The 15428-nt window shown below is 70.2% G+C and carries 17 protein-coding genes and 1 pseudogene; 11 read left to right on the forward strand and 7 right to left on the reverse strand.

What is annotated here, in order from left to right:
- Positions 1 to 1035 carry a LacI family DNA-binding transcriptional regulator gene (locus tag AB0I79_RS39605; RefSeq protein WP_357884788.1) on the reverse strand — a complete coding sequence of 345 codons (1035 nt, stop codon included), beginning with the start codon at positions 1033 to 1035 and terminating at the stop codon, positions 1 to 3.
- A 274-nt stretch (positions 1036 to 1309) separates the two neighbouring features.
- On the opposite strand from AB0I79_RS39605, the gene AB0I79_RS39610 reads away from it, so the two are divergent.
- The 5 genes from AB0I79_RS39610 (at position 1310) to AB0I79_RS39630 (ending at position 6492) form a co-directional block, all read left to right on the forward strand.
- The gene (locus tag AB0I79_RS39610) at positions 1310 to 2554 is read left to right on the forward strand and encodes an extracellular solute-binding protein (protein WP_357884790.1); all 1245 of its coding nucleotides are present in this window, start codon (positions 1310 to 1312) and stop codon (positions 2552 to 2554) included.
- Positions 2551 to 3528, forward strand: a complete 978-nt coding sequence (locus AB0I79_RS39615; RefSeq protein ID WP_357884792.1) for a sugar ABC transporter permease — start codon at positions 2551 to 2553, stop codon at positions 3526 to 3528. The genes AB0I79_RS39610 and AB0I79_RS39615 overlap by 4 nt, the downstream gene beginning before the upstream one ends.
- A complete protein-coding gene (locus tag AB0I79_RS39620) occupies positions 3528 to 4349 on the forward strand; it encodes a carbohydrate ABC transporter permease (RefSeq protein WP_357884794.1) in 822 nt (273 codons plus the stop codon). The genes AB0I79_RS39615 and AB0I79_RS39620 overlap by 1 nt, the downstream gene beginning before the upstream one ends.
- A 13-nt stretch (positions 4350 to 4362) precedes the next feature.
- Positions 4363 to 5778: an RICIN domain-containing protein gene (locus AB0I79_RS39625; protein ID WP_357884796.1), complete on the forward strand. Its 1416-nt coding sequence runs from the start codon at positions 4363 to 4365 to the stop codon at positions 5776 to 5778.
- 342 nt (positions 5779 to 6120) lie between these two features.
- A complete protein-coding gene (locus AB0I79_RS39630; protein ID WP_357884798.1) occupies positions 6121 to 6492 on the forward strand; it encodes a hypothetical protein in 372 nt (123 codons plus the stop codon).
- On the opposite strand, the gene AB0I79_RS39635 is transcribed toward AB0I79_RS39630, so the two are convergent.
- On the reverse strand, positions 6471 to 6839 hold the full coding sequence (locus AB0I79_RS39635; protein ID WP_357884825.1) for a DUF4158 domain-containing protein: 369 nt from the start codon (positions 6837 to 6839) through the stop codon (positions 6471 to 6473). The two genes, AB0I79_RS39630 and AB0I79_RS39635, sit on opposite strands and share 22 nt — an antisense overlap.
- Before the next feature lie 281 nt (positions 6840 to 7120).
- Here AB0I79_RS39635 and AB0I79_RS39640 point away from each other — a divergent pair, with 281 nt between their 5' ends.
- The 3 genes from AB0I79_RS39640 to AB0I79_RS39650 are packed head-to-tail and all read left to right on the forward strand — an operon-like array spanning position 7121 to position 9090.
- Positions 7121 to 7519 (forward strand): VOC family protein, encoded by a 399-nt coding sequence (locus tag AB0I79_RS39640; protein WP_357884801.1) that lies wholly within the window; start codon positions 7121 to 7123, stop codon positions 7517 to 7519.
- A 21-nt stretch (positions 7520 to 7540) separates the two neighbouring features.
- Entirely contained in the window at positions 7541 to 7879 is a 339-nt protein-coding gene (locus AB0I79_RS39645) for a YciI family protein (protein WP_357884803.1), read from the forward strand.
- Entirely contained in the window at positions 7876 to 9090 is a 1215-nt protein-coding gene (locus AB0I79_RS39650; RefSeq protein WP_357884805.1) for a DUF6596 domain-containing protein, read from the forward strand. Before AB0I79_RS39645 ends, AB0I79_RS39650 begins: the two co-directional genes overlap by 4 nt.
- A 476-nt stretch (positions 9091 to 9566) precedes the next feature.
- Here AB0I79_RS39650 and AB0I79_RS39655 read toward each other — a convergent pair whose 3' ends face one another.
- From AB0I79_RS39655 to AB0I79_RS39665, 3 genes are read right to left on the reverse strand one after another with little or no spacing between them, the layout of a single operon-like run.
- On the reverse strand, positions 9567 to 9710 hold the full coding sequence (locus AB0I79_RS39655) for a hypothetical protein (RefSeq protein ID WP_357884807.1): 144 nt from the start codon (positions 9708 to 9710) through the stop codon (positions 9567 to 9569).
- Positions 9707 to 9910, reverse strand: coding sequence for a hypothetical protein (locus AB0I79_RS39660; RefSeq protein ID WP_357884809.1), 204 nt, complete (start codon positions 9908 to 9910; stop codon positions 9707 to 9709). Before AB0I79_RS39660 ends, AB0I79_RS39655 begins: the two co-directional genes overlap by 4 nt.
- Before the next feature lie 57 nt (positions 9911 to 9967).
- On the reverse strand, positions 9968 to 11011 hold the full coding sequence (locus tag AB0I79_RS39665) for an ABC transporter permease (RefSeq protein ID WP_357884811.1): 1044 nt from the start codon (positions 11009 to 11011) through the stop codon (positions 9968 to 9970).
- Between the two features lie 546 nt (positions 11012 to 11557).
- Here AB0I79_RS39665 and AB0I79_RS39670 point away from each other — a divergent pair.
- Entirely contained in the window at positions 11558 to 12409 is an 852-nt protein-coding gene (locus AB0I79_RS39670; protein ID WP_357884813.1) for an SDR family NAD(P)-dependent oxidoreductase, read from the forward strand.
- Positions 12410 to 12460: 51 nt separating this feature from the next.
- Complete coding sequence (locus tag AB0I79_RS39675) at positions 12461 to 13675, forward strand: FAD-dependent oxidoreductase (RefSeq protein WP_357884815.1); 1215 nt, start codon at positions 12461 to 12463, stop codon at positions 13673 to 13675.
- Between the two features lie 216 nt (positions 13676 to 13891).
- On the opposite strand, the gene AB0I79_RS39680 is transcribed toward AB0I79_RS39675, so the two are convergent.
- Together AB0I79_RS39680 and AB0I79_RS39685 are read right to left on the reverse strand one after the other, a co-directional pair.
- Complete coding sequence (locus AB0I79_RS39680) at positions 13892 to 14065, reverse strand: hypothetical protein (RefSeq protein WP_357884828.1); 174 nt, start codon at positions 14063 to 14065, stop codon at positions 13892 to 13894.
- Positions 14066 to 14232: 167 nt separating this feature from the next.
- Positions 14233 to 14604 (reverse strand): annotated as a pseudogene (locus AB0I79_RS39685) (SDR family NAD(P)-dependent oxidoreductase); the annotation flags it as partial.
- A gap of 96 nt (positions 14605 to 14700) precedes the next feature.
- Between AB0I79_RS39685 and AB0I79_RS39690 the strand changes: the two are divergent.
- Positions 14701 to 15363: an NAD(P)-dependent oxidoreductase gene (locus AB0I79_RS39690; RefSeq protein WP_357884817.1), complete on the forward strand. Its 663-nt coding sequence runs from the start codon at positions 14701 to 14703 to the stop codon at positions 15361 to 15363.
- The last annotated feature ends 65 nt before the right edge of the window (positions 15364 to 15428 follow it).

Consider the following 15428-nt stretch of genomic DNA (forward strand, 5'->3'; position numbering starts at 1 on the left):
TCATCGGGGGCCGAGGGGCCTGACCGAGTCGCGGACCACGATGTGGGTGCCGAGCGTCATCGGGCTGGTGGTCAGCCGGCCGAGCGCGAGGCGCACCGCGGCCCTGCCGAGCTCGTCGTGCGGCAGGTGCACGGTGGTCAGGTGCAGGTCCTGGGCGGGCGGCACGTCGTCGTAGCCGACGATCGACATGTCGTCGGGCACGCGCAGCCCGTGCTCGTGCAGCGATTGGATCGCTCCCGCGGCGACGAGGTCGTTGCCCGCGAAGATGGCGGTGAAGTCGGGCGGCCCCTCGGCCAGGCGGCGGTTCATCGCGGCGTAGCCGGCGTCGCGGTCGAACTCGGCCTCGATCTGCAGCCCCGGGTCCAGGGCCACGCCGTGCTCGGCCAGGGCGCTGCGGTATCCGGCCACGCGGGTGTCGGAGGTGGTGTGGCCGGGCCGCACGCCGAGGTAAAGGATCCTGCGGTGACCGGCCGACAGCAGGTGGGCGGTGACGGCGTGCGCGCCGCCGGTGTTGTCGAAGCCGACGACGAGGGCGGGCGCCCCCTCCCCCAGCGGCGGCCGGCCGCACAGGACGAGGCGGGAGCCGGCGGCTGCCAGGGCGTGAGCGTACTCGGTCATACGCTTGCGGTACTCCTCGTCCACGATCACGCTGCCGACCAGGATGACGGCCTCGGCGCGCTGCTCGCGCAGGAGCTGCACGATGGACAGCTCGCGGCCGTTGTCGCCGCCGGTGGTGCAGATGAGCGACAGCCTGCCCTCCTGGGCGGCCTGGTCCTCCACGCCCTGGGCGATGAGCGCGTAGTACGGCACCGCGATGGTGTTGACGACGATCGCGATGGCGCCGGGCCGGGCCGCGGACAGGGCTCTGGCGTGGGCGTTGGGGACGTAGTCGAGCTCTCGTACGGCACGCATGACCTTGTTGCGGGTGGCCGCGAGGACCGGGTAGTCGCCGCCCAGCACGCGCGAGACGGTGGCGACCGAGACTCCGGCCTTCCTGGCCACGTCCCTGATGGTGACGCGGCGGGGTGTGGTCATGCGATCTCCCAGGTGAGCGCTCGAACCAGGTAATCGGTTACTTGAGCAATGCCCAGGACGCTAAGAGATCCCATCCGACCCGTCAAGCCCAGCCCCAGCGGGTTTGTAACGAAAAGTTAACAGCGCATTGACGCCACCGGAGATCCGCGTCTAGCGTCCGGCTCACGACGTCTGAAGTAACCGGTTACCTGGCATCGGCCCCGACTCTTTCCCCCCACGAGAGGTGGCCCCGATGGACAGACCACTCACCCGGCGCGGACTTCTGAAAGGTTCCGTGCTCTTCGTCGCCGGCGCCGCCGTCTCCGCGTGCTCCACCGGAGACCCGCTGGCCAAGGGCAGTGCCGCGCCGTCCGGAGGCGCGGCGAAGATCACCTTGACGCACTGGTACCACGAGTACGGCGAGGAGGGCACGCAGCAGGCGGCCATGAAGTACGCCGCCGACTTCACCAAGGCCAACCCCGACATCGCGGTCAAGGTCTCCTGGATCCCCGGCGACTACGCCACCAAGTGGACGGCCGCCGTGCTCACCCCCGACGGCCCCGACGTGTACGAGGTCAACGACGTCAGCCCGAACATGGTCAAGGCCGGCCAGGTCACCGCGCTGGACGACGTGCTGGGGGCGGAGAAGGCCGACTTCAACCCCAAGGTGCTGCAGCCGTACACGTGGGGAGGCCAGGTGTACGCGGTGCCCATGATCGTGGACCCGATGCTGGTGTTCTACCGCAAGTCGCTGTTCGCCAAGGCCGGTGTCAGCGTTCCCACCAGCTTCGCGGAGTTCGCGGCGGCGGCGAAGAAGCTCACGCAGGGCAAGCAGAAGGGCCTGTTCGTGGGCAACGACGGCGTCGGCCCGCTGGGCCAGATGGTGCCGTGGTCGAACGGCAACCTGCTGATCGACGACCGCGACATCACCTACGACGACCCGAAGGTGGTCGAGGCGCTGACCGCGGTCAAGGAGCTGTACGACGCCAAGGCGACCCTGCAGGGCTACTCCACCGACTGGTGGGACCCGGGCGCGCTGATCAACGGTGCGGCGGCCATGCAGTGGGTCGGCCTGTGGGCCGTGCCGGGCCTGACCGAGGCGCTGGGCGACGACTTCGACGCCTTCGCGCTGCCCCCGTTCGGCCCCGGCGGGCAGGCCGTGGTCAACATGGGCGGCTGGGTGCAGGTCGTCAACGGCAAGAGCCGCAACCTGGAGGCGGCCAAGAAGTACGTGCGCTGGCTGTGGGTGGAGAACACCGCCGCGCAGACGGACTGGAGCCTGGCCTACGGCTTCCACATCCCGCCCCGCAACAGCACCGCGGCCAAGGCCGACAAGCTGAACACCGGCCCGGCCAAGACCGTCATGGACGCCGTGGCCGCCCACGGCATCAAGCAGCCGGCGCTGTGGACGGCCGAGGTTCGCCAGCCGTACACCGACGCGGTCACCGCGATCGTCAAGAAGGGCGCCGACGCGGAGAAGACGCTCGCCGAGGCGGCCAAGCGGTCGCAGGACATCCTCGACAAGGTGCCGGTGCTGTGACGACGGCAGCTCCGCCCCGCCCCGCGACCGGGCGTCCCCACCGCGCCGCGGGGCGGCGGGCCGCGCGGTGGCCGGCCTGGCGCGCGTTCCTGCTGCTCACGCTGCCGATGGTGGCCGGGCTGTTCCTGTTCAAGTACGTGGCCATCGGCTGGGGCTTCCTGCTCAGCTTCAACGACGCCCGTGGCACGATCGCCCTGGGCGACTGGAACGGCCTGGAGAACTACCGGCGCCTGCTGGGTGACCCCGCTTTCACCCGGTCGCTGGTCACGATCCTGCTGTTCACGCTGTTCATCGTGCCGGTGACGTTCGCGCTGTCGCTGGGCCTGGCGGTGCTGGTGAACCGGCTGCGCGGCGGCCGGGCGTTCTTCCGCACCACGTTCTTCATCCCGGCGGCCGTCTCGTACGTGGTGGGCGCGCTGGTGTGGAAGATGTCGCTGTTCAGCGGCACCCCGTCGGGCGTGGCCAACAGCCTGGCCTACCTCCTGGGCTACGAGGACTCGATCGGCTGGGTGGCGACCGTGGACCCGCCGCTGTACTGGATCGTGCTGGTCACGGTGCGGCTGTGGCTGCAGACCGGCTTCTACATGATCCTCTTCCTGGCCGGCATCCAGCAGATCCCCGCCCAACTCTACGAGGCGGCCCGGGTGGACGGGGCGGAGTCGGAGGGCCGGCTGTTCCGGCACATCACCTGGCCGATGCTGCGCAACACCTCGGTGGCCGTGGTGCTGCTGCTGATCATCAACGCGTTCCAGGCGTTCGACGAGTTCTACAACATCCTGGCCTCCAACCTGTCGGGGCTGGGCGGCGCGGACGGCCGCACGCCGCTGATCTACCTGTTCCAGACGGCGCTCGGCGAGCAGAACTACGGCGCCGGGTCGGCGGGGGCGTTCGTGGTCACCGTGCTGATCGTGGTGTTCACGCTGCTGCAGGGCCGCCTGGCCGGGTTCGGCAGGACCGCCGAGGAGGAGGGCTGATGAGGAAGCGGCATCTCGGCTCGTACGCGGCGGTGATCGTCTTCGCGGTGCCGTTCCTGCTGCCGTTCTACCTGCTCGTCCGCAACGCGCTGATGAGCAAGCGGGAGCTGGGCTCGCTGGACTGGCACTGGTGGCCGGAGACGATCAGCTTCCAGGGGTTCGCGGACGCGTTCGGCAACGAGGCGGTGCCGCTGGCGCACGCGTTGTGGAACTCGACGCTGATCTCGGCGATCTCCGCGCCGCTGTCCACGCTGCTGGCCTCCATGGCCGGGTACGCGCTGGCCCGCATCCCCGTGGCCGCCTCCAAGCCCACCTTCTTCTTCGTCATCGCCACGATGATGGTGCCGGGCGCGGCCACGTTCATCCCGACGTTCGTGGTGGTCGGCTCGCTGGGCGGGGTGAACACGATGTGGGGGCTGATCGTGCCCGGCCTGTTCAGCGCGTTCGCGGTGCTGCTGTTCCGCGGCTTCTACCTGCGCTTCCCGCGCGAGCTGGAGGACGCGGGCCGGGTGGACGGCCTGGGCTACCTCGGCCTGTACGGGCGCCTGGCGCTGCCGAACTCGGGCGCGCTGTTCGCCTCGCTCGGCATCCTGTCCTTCATCGAGCACTGGAACGCGTTCCTGTGGCCGCTGGTCATCGGCCAGGACCCGGAGTTCTGGACGGTGCAGGTGGCATTGTCGACCAACCTCAACCAGCAGGCGGTCAACATGCCGGCGCTGTTCGCCGGCGCGCTCGTGGCCATCCTGCCCCTGGTCGCCCTCTTCCTCATCGCACAGCGATGGATCGTCAGGGGCGTCCTGCTCACCGGCATCAAAGGCTGAGAGGAGCACCCTCATGTCCCGCGTCCTGACCCTGCTCGCCGCACTCCTGCTGACCCTGTTACCGGCGCTGCCCGCCCGGGCGGCGCCGGTGACGGTGCCGGTCGGGGCCCAGTTCACCGACACCTCGGGCAACCTGCTGCACGCCCATGGCGGCGGCGTGGTGAAGGTCGGCTCGTACTACTACTGGTTCGGGGAGAACCGCAACGCCGACGGCACCTTCCGCTACGTCTCCGCCTACCGCTCGGCGGACCTGCGCACGTGGGAGTTCCGCAACCACGTGCTGACCCAGTCGAGCGCCGCCGAGCTGCAGGTCGCCAACATCGAGCGGCCCAAGGTGATCTACAACCCGGCCACCGGCCAGTTCGTCATGTGGATGCACAAGGAGAACGGCCGCGACTACGGCGAGGCCCGCGCGGCCGTGGCCGTGTCGAACACCGTGGACGGCGCCTACACCTATCTGCGCAGCTTCCGGCCGCTCGGGCACATGTCACGCGACATCACCGCGTTCGTGGACACCGACGGCACCGGCTACATGATCTCGGCCGCCGACGAGAACTACGACCTGCACGTCTACCGGCTGACCGCCGACTTCACCGACGTGGCCGCGCTGGTGCGCATGTGGGACGGCGACCACCGGGAGGCGCCCGCCATGTTCAAGCGGGGCGGCGTCTACTTCCTGCTCACCTCGGGCGCGACCGGCTGGCAGCCCAACCAGGCCAAGTACGCCACCGCCACCAGCATCACCGGCACGTGGAGCGCCTGGCAGAACGCCGGGGACGCGCTCACGTACGGCTCGCAGCCGGCGTTCGTGCTGCCGGTGCAGGGCACGTCCGGCACCTCGTACCTGTACCTGGGCGACCGGTGGGCCGGCGCGTGGGGCGGCCCGGTCAACGACTCGCGCTACGTGTGGCTGCCCGTCCAGTTCCCCAGCAGCACCACGATGAGCCTGACGTACGCGCGGCGGCTCACCATCGACGCCGCCGCCGGCACGATCACCGCGACCGGCTCCGGCTACGACCGGCTGACGGTGCGGCACTCGGGCAAGTGCGTGGACGTGCGCAACGGCTCCACCGCGAACCTGGCGGCCGTCATCCAGTACGACTGCAACGGCGGCACCAACCAGCAGTGGCGCATCCAGTCGATCAGCGGCGGCCACGTGCAGATCATCGCCCGCAACTCGTCCAGGTGCCTCGACGTGAACGGCGTCAGCACCGCCGACGGCGCCGCCCTGCAGCAGTACGGCTGCGGCACGGGCGCCAACCAGCAGTGGACCTTGCAGGACGCAGGCGGCGGCTACCTGCGGCTGGTGGCCAGGCACTCGGGCAAGTGCGCGGACCTGCCGAGCTCGTCCACGGCCAACGACGTGCAGTTCAAGCAGTATCCGTGCCATGACGGCGAGAACCAGCATTTCGGCAGGTCAGAACTCTGAAAGGAGATTCGCTTCAGAACGGATGGTGCCCGGATTCCCGCATGGAACCGGGCCTGTCCGTTCCTTCCGGTCTCCCCTCGGTCTCCCCCAGCGGCCGTGTCACTCCTGTTCGCTCCCCTCCTTTCTCGCCCGACACCGTCCTGCCTGGAGGTCCACACCGTGACGACTTCACCCATGCGCCGACACCCCACGGCTCCGCCCGTCCACCCGCAAGCACACCGGCCCGCCGCCCGCCACATGCGACCTCACACCCATCACCGCCCACCGACACCACCCACAGGATCGGCGGAGCAGACGTCAGCGGCTCCCCGCACACCCCCCGGCAAGCACCATCGTCGCGTCGTGGAGACCGAAGAGTACGTCGCGATGCTGCACCGGATGATCGACGCGCTCACTCGACGGCTCTCGGACGACCCGGTCGGTCCGGTACACATCGAACTCTTGCGGCAACACCTGCGGAACGCCATGAACATCGCCACCGCCATCAACCAGGACAACCCAGGCGGCTACTCCTTCGGCGAACTCGCCAGAATCCTCGGAATCCGGCGGGAGTCCGTCCACGACAGAGCACTCAAAAGACGCCGGCTGACCGCCGAAATGCGGGCCCGGCTCGGCGTGACCAACCTGAGTGAACACCGCAAGGCCCGCCTACAGCGGGCCGCGCTTCCCGAGCACCGAGTGACTGAAGGGCGTCATCGAGCAGGCTCTGCCTGACGGGGTTCGCCTGGGCTTCGTCGGAGGCGCCGGATGGCCAGGTCGAACAGCACGATCGGGCGCTCGCCTGTGGCCCAGGCCCGCTTGTAGAGCCAGCAGGCCAGCGCGAACCACTCCTCGCCCTCGAAGGCGGTGTAGCCGTAGCCGGTGCGGATCTGCTCCTGATGATCCCAGTGGGCCTCCTTCTCGCCATACCCCTTCAGGTCGGCTGCTTGCAGGCCGAGCTGTTCGGCGACGTAGTCGACCACCGCGGCGGGAACGTCCTCGGGATCGTCCAGGAAGCCTCCAGGGATGCCAGGGCCCCATGCCGCGCACGGCGCGGCATGGGCGCCCTCGGCTTTCAGCAGCGGCCAGTCAGATGATCAACATGACCGATGACGTGGTGCATTGTGCCAGTCTCACGGCAGTCATGATCACGCCCCAGCGCATGACGCGGGCGGCCGGCCGAAGGATGGAACGACCCGGGCGGTCGGATGTGTGAGATCACCGCCGTTGGCGGGCGACCGACTGGAGATCGTGACGGGGTGGGGTGTCGTATCGCGGTCTGCGCCAATCGTCTTGTTGGTGACGGACCGGTGCGGAAGCGCGGCGCGCGCCCTCCGGACAGGCCGAGAAGATGGAGTAGGTCATGAATCCGGCGCTCAACACGATCGACATCGTGGTTTCCGACATGGACGCGACGATCGCCTTCTACGCCCACCTCGGGCTGGAGTTCAAGCTCGACCCGAACACGCCCGAGCACGCCGGCTGCGACCTGCCCGGCGGGCTGCACATCATGCTGGACACGGAGGCGTTCCGCACCCCGTTCCTGCCCGGCTGGAGCGCGCCGACCGGCGGGCCGCGCACGCTGCTGTGCTTCGAGTTCGACGGCCCGGCCGGGGTGGACGCCAAGTACGCCGAGCTCATCGAGGCCGGCTACCGAGGGATAGCCGAGCCGTTCGACGCGTTCTGGGGTATGCGTTACGCCACGGTGGCCGACCCGGACGGCAACGGCGTGGATCTGTATGCGACGCTCCCGGCAAACTGACCATAGCGAGGAGGCCAGAAGGTGAAGTACGTGCTGATGTTCGTCGAGACCGAGCAATTCGCCAAGCGACTGGAGGCGATGGGCGAGCTGGAGCAGCAGGCCGCCTACGCGGCCGTCGGACAGTGGTTCGCCGACCACGCCGACAAGATCACCCACCATACGCATCTGGCGCCGGTGCACACCGCCACCACGGTGCGCCTGGATCAGGGCGAGCCCGTTGTCACGGATGGGCCGTTCGTCGAGGGCAAGGAGGTGGTCAGCGGGTTCGCCGAGGTCGAGGTGGCCGACTTGGACGAGGCGCTGAAGATCGCTCGCTCCTGGCCGGCTTGCCCGATCGTGGAGATTCGCCCCGTCTCATGAGCGAGCCGGTGCCCGAGCAGGTGAGCCGGGAGGTGCTGGCCCGCGTGGTGCGCGAGCACGCGGGCCGGCTGGCCGCGTCCTTGGTGTCGCTGCTGGGCGACTTCGCCGCCGCCGAGGACCTGGTACAGGACACGGTGGAGGTCGCGCTGCGCCGCTGGCCGGTCGAGGGGATCCCCGAGCGCCCAGACGCCTGGTTGTTCACCGTGGCCCGGCGGCGCGGCCTGGACGTGCTGCGCCGGGAGTCGAACTACCGGGCCAAGCTCGCCCAGCTCACCTGGCCGGCACCCGCCACCTCCGATGACCGGCTGCGGCTGATCTTCACCTGCTGCCACCCGGCGCTGTCGCGTGCCGCGCAGATCGCGCTTACGTTGCGCGTGGTGTGCGGGCTGTCGGCCGCACAGATCGCCGCCGCGTTCCTGGTGCCCGAGTCCACGGTGGCGCAGCGCATCACCCGCGCCAAACGGAAGATCGGCGAAGCCGGGATCCCGTACCGCATCCCGCCGCAGGAGGAGTTGCCGTGGCGCGTCAACGAGGTGCTGGCGGTCATCTACCTGCTGTTCAACGAGGGCTACCTGTCCAGCACGGCCGAGCGGGCCCAGGCACGTGACCTGGTCGATGACGCCGAGTGGCTGGCCGCGCTCTTGGCGAACCTGCTGCCGAAGGAGCCGGAGGTGGCCGGGCTGCTGGCGTTGATCCGGCTGCACCGGGCGCGGGGCGCGGCCCGCTTCGACCCCCAGGGCCGCTTGGTGCTGCTGGCCGATCAGGACCGAGGCCTATGGGACCGGCAGGCCATCGAGCAGGCCACCGCCCTCCTCACGCGCGCGGCCCGCGCCCACCGGCGGCCGGGGTCCTACCAGTTGCAGGCGGCGATCGTGGCCTGCCACGCCGAGGCCGAGACCTTCGCCGCCACCGACTGGGCGCAGATCCTGGTGCTGTACGACATGCTGCTGCACCTGGCGCCCTCACCGGTCACGCGGTTGCACCGGGCGATCGCCCTGCGGCACGTCCAAGGCCCTGAGGCGGCCTTGGACGAGCTGAAAGATCTTGGCGACGTGCTCGAGCGCTACCCCCTCTTCCACGCCACCCGCGCCGAGTTGCTGCGTGATCTGGGGCGCCGTGAACAGGCGCGGCGGGCCGATGAGCGGGCGCTGGAGCTGACCGCCAACCCGGCCCAGCACGCGCTGCTGGAGCAACGCCTGGCCTGGCACTGAGGTTGCGCCTCATCACCACGGTGGCCACCTCTACCGGGGTCCGTCCTGCCGGCGGTCAGCAGACGGTCGCGCCGATGATGGCCCGGGCATGGCGTCGGTGATGATGCGGTGCCAAGATGAGGCCGACGTTCCAGCCGAGCTCGAGCGATGCCAGAGCGAGACCGTGGTCAGACGGCAGCCTTGATCAGCGCGGCCGCGGCCGTCTCGATATCGACGGGCGTGCTCCAGCGGTCCAAGGACAGCCGTACTGGGGCGAGAGCGCCGGCCAGCCAGTGCCAGTGCACTGGTGAAAATGATCGTCGTTCACCGGGACACGGCTAAAGGAGCCGGCCACTGCGTCGGAGCCGCCGCTCCCGCAGCGCCAGCACCGGCGGCAGGAGAAGTCTGCCCACGCCCAGACCGGCAAGATGCTGGATGACAGTGGAGTTCAGACCGCCGGTGCCGAGCACCAGCACGTGCGACTCGCGAAGCCGCCCCTACAGGTCCACCCGGCTGCGATCCAATGAGACGAACGATTCGAAGAAGGCCAGGTTGCTGCAGTGGCGTTCGGCCTCGTGCGCGGTGAGACCGTCGAGGCGGTCGCCATCCTCCAGCAGGCCGTGGGCGTCGAGGGCGGTCACGGCGGCCTGTACCTCGGCCACGTCGGCCGACAGGACGTGGCGAGCTCCCCGATCGTCCGGCCGCCCTCGGCGAGCAGCGTCAGCAGCTTCTCCACCGAGCCGTCGGGATCGCTGAGCAGGAACTGGTCACGCGGATCGTAGACCAGACGAGGCCGCTCGCCGTCCCGCTCCCAGGAGAGCCCTTTCAGGTGTGGTCTCATCGAATCGCAGTTCCTTCCTGGGCCGCCGCGGAGTCGGGCTCTGCTTGTCACTGGTGTTCACCGCAGGGTGAGCGGTGTCTTGGGTTCGCTGGGACCGCCCTTTCCGGAATGACCGCCGTTCCCGGAACCCGGAGGCGCTGGAGCGGAGGGCGCGCCCGCCGCGCGTGTGGCGGCACGGCGGGCGCGCAGGCCGCCGGCCAGGCAGAGCGTGAGCCCGAGCACGAGCCAGGCGACCAGGACGATGAGGGAGTGGGCAGCGCCGCGGCCGTCGAAGAACGCGGTGGAGCGCAGCAACTGGCCCCCCGCCCCCGGCGGCAGCAGTTGGCCGAGCGCGCCGGACCAGCCGGGCAACATCTCGGGTGCGGTCGCGGCGCCTGACAGGGGATTGCCGATGAGCATCACGGTGGCGGCGCCGAGGCCGAAGCCGGCGTTCCCGAGCAGGGACGCCAGGCCGAGGATGCTCAGGGAGGTGGCCGCGACGGTCAGGGCGATCGCGCCGCTGCTGGCCCAGTAGTGGCCGCTGAGCGAGCCGAGCCAGAACTGAAGGATCGCCGCCACCGCGAGGCCGCCGGTGACCGCGAAGGCGAGCGCTCCGGCGACCCGGCGACCGGTGCCGCGGACGAGCGTGGTCAGCAGCAGCCCGGCGAGCAGGCCGCCCATGGCCAGGGGCAGCGCTCCGGCAGCCAGGCCGGCGCCGCGCGGGTCGTCGGCCGGCAGGGCGACGAGATCGCGGACGGCGGCCGCGGGGCCGGCGTCCTTCGCCTGACCGAGCGCGGTCGCGATGCCCTGCAGGGTCTGCGCGACCGCCGCGCTGGCGGCGGAGGCGATGATGACCTGCGGGGAACCGGAGCTGAGGTCGATCGCCCCGTACACCTGCCGGTCGCGGATCAACCGTTCGGCGGCCGCGGTGTCGGCGACCTCGGTGATCTCGAAGCCGCCCGGCAGGCGCTGGTCGAGGGCGGCGCTGGTCCGCTTGGTCAAGGCAGCCGGCCCGGCGACGGCGATCGGCACGTCGTGCACCGACGAGCGCACCGACGGCCAGGCGAAGGCGGTGAGCAGCACGGCGATGCCCGCCGTGAGCAGGACGACTGTCCTGGCCACCGCCGCCCAGGGTGACGATGGTATGTCGGCTGCCGGTGCGGCCCGAAAGGCCATGTCTACTCCTATATACAACGTTTGCGTGATGCCTGTGGCGAGGGAGGACTCAGCCTGGAATGCCCGCGCCGTACAGGGGTGTCGAGCAAGTCGCGACCGCTGAAGAGTCACCTCAGCGTGTGCGGCGCCTGCGCGGCGATGCGGGCCGGCTTTCGCGAGTTGCGGACGCAGCAGAGGTCAGTGACGCGGGCGTCCTGGCCCGGACCCGCCATGACGCCGTCGGTCCGGCCGTCCGTGCGGAAGAGAACCGCTCGCGTCCCTGCGCCCGTACATGACTGGTCCTGCCTGTCACCCGCACCTCCTGTTCCGTACACAAGACGCCGGCCCGCACCGCCGTGTGACACCCCGTCCTCTGTGGTTCGTTGTGGCGTACGACACAGCACCGCACTGTCACAAAGTTCGTGGCACCGACGCCACATGGTCGTCAGGATGCCGCGCGCCCCAGCACGTGGGGATCAGCGCTCTACCGCCAGCCGAAAGAGGAAAGACATCATGAGCAAGGTTTGGTTCGTCACCGGTTCGTCCCGCGGTCTGGGCCGCGAGTTCGTCAAGGCCGCCCTGTCGCGCGGCGACAAGGTGGCCGCGACCGCCCGGACCGCCGAAAGCCTCGACGACCTGGTCACCGCCTACGGCGACCTGGTGCTTCCGCTGAAGCTGGACGTGACCGACACGGCCGCCGTCCGCGCGAGCGTCACCCGGGCCAAGGAGCACTTCGGCCGCCTGGACGTCATCGTGAACAACGCCGGCTACGCCCAGGTCGGCGCGGTCGAGGAGCTGACCGGGCAGGACCTGCGCGACCAGCTGGAGACCAACCTGTTCGGCGCGTTGTGGGTGATCCAGGCCGCGCTGCCCTACCTGCGCGAGCAGGGCTCAGGGCACATCATCCAGCTGTCCTCGGCGGCCGGGCTCATGGCGATGCCGCTCAGCGGCGCCTACAGCGCCTCCAAGTGGGCGCTGGAAGCCCTGAACGAATCCCTCGCCCAGGAGGTCGCCGGCTTCGGCATCAAGGTGACCGTGATCGAGCCCGGCGGCTTCGCCACCCGCTCCGGCGAGAACCCCGACCCGCTCGCCAACGGCCACCTGTCCGAGCCCGACCCGATCTACGACGGTCTCCGGCAGCGCATCGCCGCGTACGCGGGCAAGCAGCCGGCAGGCGATCCGGCCGCCGCGGCCCAGGCGCTGCTCAAGCTCGTCGACTCCGACAACCCGCCCCTGCGGGTGCTCTTCGGGCAGGGCTTCTACCCCATGCTCCAGCAGGTCTACGCCGACCGGCTCAAGACCTGGGCCGACTGGCAGGACCTCTCGGCCGAGGCGCACGGCACCCTCGATCGAGAAGACCGCTGACGCAGGCCGAGTCCACGCTCACCAGCGAGAGCCAACCGACAGGAGCAACACATGAGGCATCGCATCGTCGTCCTCGGCGCCGGCTACGCCGGGGCCTACGTGGCCGGGAACCTGGCCCGCCGGCTGTCCCGCAAGGACGTCAAGATCACTGTGGTCAACGCCGTGCCGGACTTCGTCCAGCGCATGCGGCTGCACCAGCTCGCGGCCGGCGGGGACATCGAGGCCCCGACGCTCGCCGGCGTCTTCGCGGGAACGGGGATCGAGCTGCGCCTGGCCCGCGTCACCGCCATCGATCCCGAGCGCCGGATCGTCACCATGGCCGACGCCGACAGCGTCGCCGGCGGTGGCGGGGAGCTCGGCTACGACACGCTCGTCTACGCACTCGGCAGCCGCGGCGACGACGGCAGCGTTCCCGGCGCGGCCGAGCACGCCTTCGACGTCGCCGCCCGCCCCTCGGCGCTACGCCTGCGCGAGCGCCTGGACAGCCTGGACAGGCGAGGAGGAGGCGGGAACGTGGTGGTCGTCGGCGACGGGCTGACCGGCATCGAGTCCGCCACCGAGATCACCGAGGCCCGGCCCGGCCTGTCGGTGACGCTCGTCGCCCGTCACGAGCTGGGCGCCCGGCTCTCCGCCGGAGCCCGCCGCTACCTGCGCCGGGCCTGCGACCGGCTGGGCGTCACCGTCGTGGAACACACCAGCGTGGAAGCGGTCGAGGCGACGCGGGTGCGGTTCGCTGACGGCACCACCCTGCCCTCCGACGCGACCGTGTGGACGGCCGGGTTCGCGCTCAGCCCCATCGCCGCCGCCGGCGGGTTGCAGGTCACCGGGAAGGGACAGATCGTCGTCGACCGCACCATGCGGTCAGTCTCGCACCCGGACGTCTACGCCATCGGCGACAGCGTCCACGCCATCGGCGACAACGGCCGGCCACTGCCGATGTCCTGCGCGTCGGCCGGCTACACCGGCCGGCAGGCCATCGAGGCCATCGTGGGACGCCTGACCGGCCGTAGGATCGCGCACACCAAGCTGGTTCACACGTACAACCACATCAGCCTCGGACGGCGGAACGCGATCCTGCAGACAGTCGACGACCAAGGGCAGGCGAAGCCGAAGTACCAGGGCGGTCGGCAGCCCTCGCGGGTCCAGGCGGCCATTCACAGGACGGCGCTGTGGGCCACCTCGCACCCCACGTACGGCTTGCCCAAGCGCAGGCACCGCCTGGCCACCGCGCCGCCGTACACGACCGCAGAGAAGAGCCACGCATAACCGCCACACGGGCCCGGCAGCTCGCCTCGTCTGTGCGCCCGATGGCGGCAGGCCCAGGCGGATCGGTGCGCGCAGGTGCTCGTCGGGACGGGGTGCGATCGCGGTAGGACGGGCGCGCAGTCACACCCCACGCCCGGCCAGGAAGGCGGCACCATCACCGGGCGGGGCTCCGCTTCCTCGGGTCGGGACTTCAGCGCCCTGCTGCTCGCCGAGAGGTCATACCGTCCGGAGCCGCTGCGCCTTGATCGAGAGGTCGTGCCAGCCGGTCCAGGTCTTGAGCCGGTCGGCGTAGGCCTGCTGAAGCATGGGGAGGCTCTCCGCGCCGAAGAACACGCGCAGTGGCGGGTCGGCGGTGTCGGCGAGCTCCAGCATGGCCTGACCTGCGGCCACCGGATCTCCGACGTCCCGCGCCTGGGCGTACGCGGCGTGAGCCCGGCGGGCGGCGTCGTAGAGCGGGTTGGGCGGGGCCCGGACCGCCCCAGCACTCGCGCCGGTGGCGTAACCACCGGCTCGATCACGGTCACCTTGATGCCGAAGCCGGCGACCTCCTGGGCTAGGGTCTCGCTCAGATCTTCCAGCGCCCATTTCGATGCGCGGTATCCGCCGCCGAGGGAGAAGGCGGCGACGCCGGCGGTGGAGGAGATCTGGATGATGTGCCCTGAGCCCTGCTCGCGCAGGTAGGGCAGCGCGGCCTGGATCACCCGCAACGCGCCGAACAGGTTGGTCTCCAGCTGGTCGCGCAGGTCCTGCCCGGTCAGCTCCTCGACCGCGGCCAGGTGTCTTTCTGTCAGGTACGAAGGCAGTGCGGTCATGCCTGACGGCCGGGGCGGCCCCCGATGACGCACAGTCGGCGTCTCATGCGCGTCTCCTCGTGTTCGGAGGGCTTGGCCTGTCCTAACGGGACGAGACAGCCCGCCGTTCTGTGACATCGGCAGGCACGCGGCCGGCCGTGTCACAGAACGACGAGCTGTCTCGTCCCGGGAGCGGAGACAGACACCGACAACGGGAAGGTGATGGCTGTGCGAGTGTTCGTGGCCGGTGGTGCCGGCGTGTTGGGACAGCGGCTGGTGCCGCAGCTGGTGGCTCGGGGTCACGAGGTGACGGCGACGACGACGCGCGCGGGCAGACGCGAGCTGCTGGAGCGGCTGGGTGCCGAGGCGATCGTGATGGACGGGCTGGACCGGAGGTCGGTCGGCGATGCGGTGGCCCGAGCCCGGCCAGAAGTGATCGTGCACCAGATGACCGCGATCTCCGGCAAGCCCGACATCAAGCACTTCGATCGCTGGTTCGCCACCACCAACCGGCTGCGTACCGAAGGGACCGACCACCTGCTGGCCGCCGCCCGGACGACCGGCGTGCCCCATTTCATCGCGCAGAGCTACGCCTCCTGGAACGGCATCCGCGAGGGCGGCTGGATCAAGACCGAAGAGCACCCGCTGGATCCCACCAGCACCGGCAAGGGCGCGCAGGCGATCAGCCACCTGGAGGAGGTGGTCGTCAAGGCCGGTGGCGCTGTGCTGCGCTATGGCGCCTTCTACGGACCGGGGGCCACCGACGACCAGGTCGAGCTCGTACGCAAGCGGCAATACCCAGTCATCGGCGACGGCGGTGGCTACAGCTCGTGGGTGCATCTCGACGACGCGGCGAGCGCCACCGTCCTAGAGCCTGTACGAAGTTCGGATCTTTAGACTGGGCGGAGGCTTCGGATCCATAACACGGCTCCGCGTAGGTGCAGGCCGGCCAGATAGCTGTC

This window comes from Nonomuraea sp. NPDC050202 (assembly GCF_040656115.1).
Taxonomy (GTDB): Bacteria; Actinomycetota; Actinomycetes; order Streptosporangiales; family Streptosporangiaceae; genus Nonomuraea.